A 7534-nucleotide genomic window follows, 5' to 3' on the forward strand; every position below is an offset into this window, starting at 1 on the left:
AGCTTATTATGGTTGTTTGGAGTATTTTACCTCAAAACCCTTGATGTGGCTGCTTTATATAAGGGGACACCTAAGGTGTAAATAATGTGTAGACTCGCCTCACGATAGTGAGGCTCGTTTAGTGAAGGTTAGCTAGCTTTTCGTTGTTTACAGGTCGACTGTTCCGAAAATTTGAGAGTTTGTATCATTTGTTCGGCAACAGCATTAATCACATTCATACATACTGAGTTACCGAATTGTTTGTAGATTTGTCCTTGTGAAACAGCATCAACAATAAATTCTTCTGGAAATCCTTGTAATCGCGCACACTCTCTCGGGGTGAGTTTTCTAGGGTTCTTGTCTAATTTTGTTTGGTCTATTAATATTTCAGAACCATCTTTATAGTAGCGGGCGCTAATGGTGTTGGTATATTCACTGTCTTCATTGAATAAAGTATAACCAAATCCGTTACCTTTATTTTTGTGTCCTTCTTTGCGTTTTTTATGTCCAGTCCAGAGTCTATCTGAAATAGTGTATTTATCTTCATGTTCTTTGATGTTACTGAGATCTTCTAAAATATCACCGAGTCTAGTTTTTCCTCTTGGTGGGATTGGCCAGTTGAACTCTTCGTCAAAATTAACATCTTTATAACAATCTTTATTAAAACCGACTATGAAGATCCTTTCTCTGTTTTGGGGGACATTAAAATCTGCCGCTCTTAGTACTTTAACATCGACCCAATAATTTAATTTATTCGTTAGCGCGTTGCGCGCCTCTTCAGTCATAGGGACATCGATCGGCATTGTTTGCTCGTTAGTACCTCGGAGAATGGCTAAAATGGTTTCTAGTGTTCTCCCTTTATCGTGCCCTTTTAATTGCTTTACATTTTCGAGTAGGAATGCTTTAGGTCTTTTTTCCGCTAATATTCTTTGTAATTCAAAAAACATTGTTCCTCTTGTATCACTAAATCCTTTTCCTAGTCCAGCTTGTGAAAATGCTTGGCAAGGGAAGCCTCCGAGTAAAATATCATGTTCTGGGATGCTTGATGCTGCTATTTGAGTAATATCACCGCTGGGCATTTCTCCATAATTCGCTAGGTAAGTTTTTTGCGCAAATTTGTCCCACTCAGAAGTGAAAACACATTTACCACCTAAGTTTTGAAAAGGTAAGCGTATGCCACCAATTCCTGCAAATAGATCAATGAAAGTGAATGTAGGGCTGTGATTGTTTTTAAAAGGGGCATTGTTAGCTTTTTGTTTTAGCATGTTTTCTAAAGCGAGTATTTCTTCCCATTTTTTAGGTGATGGTTTATGTTCGCCCAACTCCCATCCTCTAACGGTTTTTTCGCCTGTTGATGCCATTCCTAGCAAGTTTGCAAATTCAGTTTTACCTAACCCAAGGTTCTGTCTTGTTTTTTTGATATATTCTGCTTGATTGTTTATTATTTTAGTCATTTTGCTAGGTTAGCTTATCCGATTTATATCCCGGCGATGCTAGCATTGAGTGTGGAAATAGACAAGAGGCAAGGATGTTTATGTTTGATAAAAAAATAGATGAATTGGCTAAGGAATGTGGTTCTTTAGAAGAGAGTATGGACTTTATTTATGTGCAGTTATCTCCCTCGATTGATTTTTCTAATACTGGTAGAAGAGGAGGGAAGAAACATTTTTCCATATCAATAATGCAGTTATTATCTGTTTTTAGAGACTTAAAATTAAACTTAAATAAATTTAGTTCACATTTTACATATGTTGAAAGCGAGTGGAGAGTTCTATTCTCTAGCTATATAACAAATAAAGTTGTTAACACCCTTTCTGCAGTGCAAACTCTTCCATTATTTGGTTTGATCAATAAAGTTAATCATGTCGTTAATGGAGTTGATAGACAATTTTCTTTGAAAAATATGAAATTGACTGAACAAGGAATTGATAATGTCATACTTTATTTGGAAAGTAATCTTCCACATAATATTAATAGTGATTCTAAAGTAGGGCTAGTTCAAGGTCATAATGTTATTTACTATGGTGCTCCAGGAACAGGTAAGAGTTTTGAAATTGATAAACTTGTTACCGATACTAATAGTGTTAGAACTGTTTTTCATCCAGATACCCAACACAGTGATTTTGTTGGTAGTTTAAAACCAGCTATGCAAGGTGATAATATTACCTATCGATTCAGACCCGGTCCTTTTTGTTTGGCTTTAGTTAAAGCTTCTCAATCACCTGAATTACCTTTTTATTTAGTCATCGAAGAAATTAATCGTGCGTCAGCAGCTGCTGTGTTTGGAGAGTTATTTCTGTTGCTTGATCGTGAGCAAGGAAGAAGTAAATATAATATCGATGTCAGCGATCCAGAGATGCTGGCCTATTTACAACGAGATGCTCCCAACGCATTGGTAAACAATAAATTATTTATTCCATCAAATTTATCGCTTTTGGCAACAATGAATAGCAGTGATCAAGCCGTTATGCCTATGGATTCAGCTTTTAAACGTCGTTGGCAATTTAAATATAAAAGTATTATGAGTGAAGATTACCCTCAAGGTAGTATTAAAATTGTAACTAATGAGGGAGATTATGAGGTTTCTTGGGAGCACTTCTCTAAGTCAATTAATAAATTGTTATCTCAATTAAATATTCCTGAAGATAGGCTATTAGGCCCATGGTTTTTGTCTGAAGATGAACTAGAAAATGAGAGTAAATCTCGTGATGCAATAGCTAATAAATTACTAATGTACTTATGGGAAGATGTGCTGAGACATACTAAGAAAGATGTTATTTTTGATATAAATAATTCAAATGTAGGTATTAACAACTTTGGTCAGTTACTTGCAGCATTCTATAATGGTAGCGTTATTTTTAACCAGAGTTTGATTGACATGCTTACACCTCATTTCCCAAAATTGGCAATAGACAATGTCTCATAATATTTCTATTTATCATGATCGCATGCATCTGAATAGTCTCGATAAATCTATAAAGAAAGCGCTTAATCACCATCATTTAATAGATAAAGAAACTCACTCTATTAATTTTTGTGGTTTGGTGCTTTTAAATGGGGAGGCATCTATTTTCTTCCCTCGTAATACTGTTATTGAAGACAGTAAGAAAGCTAAGTTGTCAGCTAATTTAATGCAGGCTATTCATCTCTTTGCTTCTCAATCATCAACTTACAGAATAAGTCAGGATGGTGGCGATAGTTTAATTGGTGATCACCAATTAGGACTGATATTTTCTTTATTGGAGGATTTCCAAAAAAATGGAATTTATAGTCAACGGCTATCACGCTTTAGGTTAAATGCAGGCAAACAGAATTGGAAAAAAACCTTATCTCACTCGACCGCATTTCCTGCACGTAATGGTCCATTTTATTTTGATATTTGGGGAAGTGCTCGCTGCAACATAATGGATAGTGAAGTTTCTCGTATTCATGCTTCGATAATACGTGATATTGATAAAAATTTTGGTTGGTTATTTGATAGCCATCATAGTATTTCAGCCGAGTTAGCTGAAATTAGTGAGCCTTCTAAAAATGATATTGATACACTTATTGTTTTACTCGATATTGAAATGAATTTGATTTATTCAGATCGTGATATTTGGTTGTTAACAGAATTGAAACGCTATATCTGCCTTGTCTATGGCCATGATGAGAAGCCTGAAGTGATTGGGGTTCGAGCATTTCATCATATGTGGGAGCATATGTTGGGTAAAGTGCTGAATGATACTATTGATATCAATAAATTGTTGCCCACGCCTGCTTATAAAATGCGTAGCGCTATTGGTGAAGAACTTATCCCTACTAGGGGAAAATCTCAGAAAACAGACATTGTTTTGAAAGATCCCAAATCAGAAACCTATTGTATTGTTGATGCTAAATATTACCAAGCATCTTCAGTAAATACAGCACCGGGTTGGAGTGATTTAGTTAAACAATTTTTTTATGTGAAGGCATTAAAAACAATTGTTAGTGATAGTTCAATAATCAATAATGCTTTTATCTTTCCCGGTAAATTCGGTGAAATTGTGTCTGCTCATATGGTGAATAGAGATAGTGAGATGTTATTTGAAGAGGATTATCCTAAAATACAATGCCATTACTTTTGCCCTAATGTTGTTGTTGAGCATTTTATAAAAAGAAGAACAATGTCTACTGAGACATATAATGTGTTATATGCTTTTTAAGTGCTTATTAGTTATATGAACTCATCTGTGAGAAAATGGAGGCTGTTTATTGATCGGGAGGTCGGTGTTTGGTGTTAGTAAAAGATGAAATTCTACTCGACGTGGTTGAAAATGCATTGCTTCATTTGTATTTCACTATGTCGGAGTTATCTCAATTTATACCTAGAATTAAACGTAATCAAATTTTGGTTAAATTTCTTAAGCCAAAGCTAAAAGGCTCTCACTATAAGAGCATCAAATCAGAAATTAAGGCTTTACTTATTCTAGCTAAAAATAAACGTGATTTAGAAGCCAAGTTACTTGAAATACGTGGGTTTTATGGCTCTGAGGCTAGCTCTTCTGATGTGAAAAAACTATTTGTTCTACTTGAAAATATTCTTGATGAATATACTGTTGATTCAAAATTTATCGAGATATCAGAGCCTCGTGAACAGGGGGTACTGTATTTATTACAATCTCAGGTAGTAGATGGTTTTGATATTTATGGTTCACTTAAAGGGTCTATTGAACTATTTATAGACGCTTCTAATCTTGAGTTGATCTATTCATTTATTAAAGAAGCTGACGTGTTCAATATAGTTAAAGAAAAAGATAAGCTCATTTTAATGAAATGAAATCTTTTGTCTATCTTCCTAATGCACCTTAGCATCAAAAAATTGGCTTAATTCGGCTGCTCGTTCAGTCTCAAACACAACCTCTATGCTGGTCAGTTCTGGGGATTTTTCATCACCTTCGTTCTCGGCCAGCATCTTATTCAAACTTTCTTCAAAACCCTTTTTCAAAATCCTTCTTTTCTTTAAAAGCAATGACAAGCTGCGTGATGAAGGCGTTACTGGCAAACGTTCTACTGAAGAGCGGACATATACATCCCTTTTACTTGATTTTGATTAGGTGATCGCCATGGAAATTAGCCGATTAGTTTTGTCAAAAATAGCGTGAAGGATAGAGGTGAGGCTTATGGATGAGATCGAAATAGCAGCGTTGAATTTGAGTATGATTGTGCGCTTATGATTAAATTCTAGTCATTTGGGCTGACTTTATGTATCCTATGGGCTACAGTTTAGGAATGAAATATACGATAGAAAAAACCTTATTATTTGATAAATGGTTATCTAAGTTAAAAGACAAAACAGTTGGAGGATTAATATGACTGATGCAAACAGCTTGAAAACGACACCATTTAATCCTTTTGATTATATGGAAACTCAGCAAGAAATTAATGACTTCTTGCGTGAGTGCCTTGACGATGATGATCCCAGTGTGTTTGTTTCTGCACTCGGTCACTTAGTGAAAAAACACGGTATGAGTGATGTCGCTGAAGCAACAGGGCTAAGCCGCGAAAGTTTATATAAAACCTTTAATGGCAAAACTCAACCTAAATGGAGCACGATATTTAAAGTGAGCAACGCGATTGGGATCCATTTAGGGGTTGCTTAAACAGTGTTCCCACATTCACGACTCTATTCGTTAATTTTTCGATAATACGACTTCAAAATCGTGACAGCCATGTACTCGCTTCACCCGCTTCTAACTGTCTTTCACCCACATAAAAAGTATCACGATCCAAACTTTGTTTAACTCGTTGTGTGATGAGCTGTTCATACAAACCGGACTGAACCATAAAAAATCCTTTTATATCATTGATTATCTGCCAGTATATTATTCGAAAAGAATAATCAGCGATAGTCGGGGAAGGTTTTAAGCCATTTTGATCAAATGGCTAAAGTTTGCTCGCTTTCACATCACTATCCGCTGCTTAGTTGAGCGCGCTATAGCACCAATAAAACCGAGCTTGCTCTAAGTCTTTATACCAACATACCACGTTTAGCGATGGAATAGTTTTTCTACCATAGGCTATGAGCTATGAGCTATGACAAGAGAACCATAACTCTCTACTAAAGCTTGGCCTTTTATTTTAAATGATTAATTTATATTCTTAATTAATTTGATCCACTTATCTTAATACAGGAGGTTTGTACAAGTGGGGATTAGACGAGTATCATGGTTGATCCATTGTTGAGCAAAGTAATCAAATAGTATTATTTTGATGTGAGGGGAAGCGAATGAGTAAGATAGACACCTTAACGATAACGGGTTTTAAGTCTATTAAAGAGTTACAAGATTTTAAGTTAAAACGGTTAAATGTGATTGTTGGTGCCAATGGGGCTGGCAAGAGTAATTTAATTTCATTTTTTAAAATGCTTCGCTCCTTGATTAATGGACAATTGAATGACTATGTTATTAATAACGGAGGGATGAGTGATCTCTTATTTAATGGAGAGAAAATTACCCCCAAAATGAGCTTTTGCACGTCTTTTGGTTCACGAGGGTTCCGTTTTAGCTTGGTCCCGACACCTGCTGATAGTTGTATAATTGAAGATGAAGCGCGTTATTATTCAGATAGTAGGACTGGCTGGTGGGAGTTAGGTAATAGCCATGATGGTCAATCTAAGATGGTTGCGGAGGTCAATCAAGAGCTTCCTGATGCTCGTTACTCAAAACCCGTATATGATGAGATTGCCTCATGGATGATTTATCATTTTCATGATACCAGTGCATCTGCATCAATGCGTAAGTATGAAATTGTCGAAGATGATGATACCCTGCGAACCGATGCCTCGAATATAGGGCCATTTTTATTAAAGTTAAAATCGAGTCATATTAAAGCATACAAAGATATTGTTAATGTGATCCGCTTGGTGACACCTTTTTTTGATGATTTTATCTTAAAACCAAGGAGTTTTGGCGTTAAAGAAAAAGTTAATATTAGTTGGCAACAAAAAGACTCCGATTACCCTATGCAGCCTTATCACTTCTCAGATGGTTCTATTCGTTTTATTTGTCTAGCTACGGCATTATTACAACCCGATCCACCCTCAACTATTATTATTGATGAGCCTGAGCTTGGCCTTCATCCTGCGGCAATTGAGATTTTAGCTGAGCTTATCCAACAGGCTAGCGAACGTACTCAAGTCATTATTGCGACCCAATCACCTAGCTTGATTGATCAATTTGCTATTGAAGACATTATTGTTGTTAATCGTAAAAAAGGAGCGTCAACTTTTGAACGCTTAAATGAAACAGATTTTTCAGAGTGGTTAGAAAGTTATTCTGTGGGTGAGCTGTGGACAAAGAATGTGATTGCTGGAGGACCTCAGTATGAATAACTTCAGTACTATCATGGTCATTGTTGAAGGAAAAACCGAGCAAGTATTTGTCGAAAAGGTACTTGCGCCCTTAAAGATCCCCTCATATTTTTATTCTAAATAATCCCGAAGACATTGCGATAAATACGATGGTTCTTCATATAACGATAAAAATTTTCCATTAATGGATGCGCCCATTCCTCTCTCATCGTCGGTAACAGTTCA

At 35.8% G+C, this 7534-nt stretch carries 8 protein-coding genes; 5 read left to right on the forward strand and 3 right to left on the reverse strand.

The window, feature by feature from the left end; translation table 11 throughout:
* Nucleotides 1-128: 128 nt before the first annotated feature.
* Complete coding sequence (gene dcm, locus Q0791_RS23855; RefSeq protein WP_299011763.1) at nucleotides 129-1433, reverse strand: DNA (cytosine-5-)-methyltransferase; 1305 nt, start codon at nucleotides 1431-1433, stop codon at nucleotides 129-131.
* 80 nt (nucleotides 1434-1513) lie between these two features.
* On the opposite strand from dcm, the gene Q0791_RS23860 reads away from it, so the two are divergent.
* The 3 genes from Q0791_RS23860 (at nucleotide 1514) to Q0791_RS23870 (ending at nucleotide 4777) form a co-directional block, all read left to right on the forward strand.
* Nucleotides 1514-2905, forward strand: coding sequence for an AAA family ATPase (locus tag Q0791_RS23860; protein ID WP_299011764.1), 1392 nt, complete (start codon nucleotides 1514-1516; stop codon nucleotides 2903-2905).
* Nucleotides 2895-4163, forward strand: a complete 1269-nt coding sequence (locus tag Q0791_RS23865; protein ID WP_299011765.1) for an LlaJI family restriction endonuclease — start codon at nucleotides 2895-2897, stop codon at nucleotides 4161-4163. Before Q0791_RS23860 ends, Q0791_RS23865 begins: the two co-directional genes overlap by 11 nt.
* A gap of 71 nt (nucleotides 4164-4234) precedes the next feature.
* Complete coding sequence (locus Q0791_RS23870) at nucleotides 4235-4777, forward strand: DUF2913 family protein (protein WP_299011766.1); 543 nt, start codon at nucleotides 4235-4237, stop codon at nucleotides 4775-4777.
* A gap of 18 nt (nucleotides 4778-4795) precedes the next feature.
* On the opposite strand, the gene Q0791_RS23875 is transcribed toward Q0791_RS23870, so the two are convergent.
* Nucleotides 4796-5002, reverse strand: a complete 207-nt coding sequence (locus tag Q0791_RS23875) for a hypothetical protein (RefSeq protein ID WP_299011767.1) — start codon at nucleotides 5000-5002, stop codon at nucleotides 4796-4798.
* 307 nt (nucleotides 5003-5309) lie between these two features.
* Between Q0791_RS23875 and Q0791_RS23880 the strand changes: the two genes are divergently transcribed.
* Nucleotides 5310-5600 (forward strand): addiction module antidote protein, encoded by a 291-nt coding sequence (locus Q0791_RS23880; RefSeq protein ID WP_299011768.1) that lies wholly within the window; start codon nucleotides 5310-5312, stop codon nucleotides 5598-5600.
* Nucleotides 5601-5652: 52 nt separating this feature from the next.
* Here the strand turns inward: Q0791_RS23880 and Q0791_RS23885 are convergent, their stop codons facing one another.
* Nucleotides 5653-5784: a hypothetical protein gene (locus tag Q0791_RS23885; RefSeq protein ID WP_299011770.1), complete on the reverse strand. Its 132-nt coding sequence runs from the start codon at nucleotides 5782-5784 to the stop codon at nucleotides 5653-5655.
* A 442-nt stretch (nucleotides 5785-6226) separates the two neighbouring features.
* Between Q0791_RS23885 and Q0791_RS23890 the strand changes: the two genes are divergently transcribed.
* Nucleotides 6227-7330, forward strand: coding sequence for an AAA family ATPase (locus tag Q0791_RS23890; RefSeq protein ID WP_299011769.1), 1104 nt, complete (start codon nucleotides 6227-6229; stop codon nucleotides 7328-7330).
* Nucleotides 7331-7534: the final 204 nt, after the last annotated feature.

This window comes from uncultured Shewanella sp. (assembly GCF_947495455.1).
GTDB lineage: Bacteria > Pseudomonadota > Gammaproteobacteria > Enterobacterales > Shewanellaceae > Shewanella.